The organism is Pantoea sp. GbtcB22 (assembly GCF_019091025.1).
Classification (GTDB): domain Bacteria; phylum Pseudomonadota; class Gammaproteobacteria; order Enterobacterales; family Enterobacteriaceae; genus Pantoea; species Pantoea leporis.
The window spans coordinates 1-265 of the sequence record NZ_JAGXKB010000282.1; the positions used below are offsets into that span (position 1 = coordinate 1).

Annotated in this window: 1 protein-coding gene and 1 pseudogene; both read left to right on the forward strand. The window is 58.1% G+C overall.

What is annotated here, in order from left to right; genetic code table 11:
* The coding region (locus KVT28_RS27940; RefSeq protein WP_254633661.1) for a hypothetical protein at nucleotides 1-110 on the forward strand (110 nt) is incomplete at its 5' end.
* Between the two features lie 9 nt (nucleotides 111-119).
* A pseudogene (gene malG / locus KVT28_RS25295) lies at nucleotides 120-265 on the forward strand (maltose ABC transporter permease MalG); the annotation flags it as partial.

Genomic DNA, 265 nt, shown 5'->3' on the forward strand with positions numbered 1-265 from the left:
GCGGCGGACAGGACTTTGGTCGGGCGGCGGCGATCCCCACGCTGATCTTCCTGCTGGTGGGCGCGCTGGCGGTAATCAATCTTAAAGCCGTGCGGATGAAATTGGATTAAGGAGGCGTTATGGCTATGGTGCAACCCAAATCGCAAAAGTTGCGTCTGTTGATGCCGCATCTGCTGCTGCTGATGTTTATTGCGGGAATCCTGTTTCCGCCGCTGATGGTGTTCGCCATCTCACTGCGCGCCGGTAACTTCGCCACCGGCTCGCT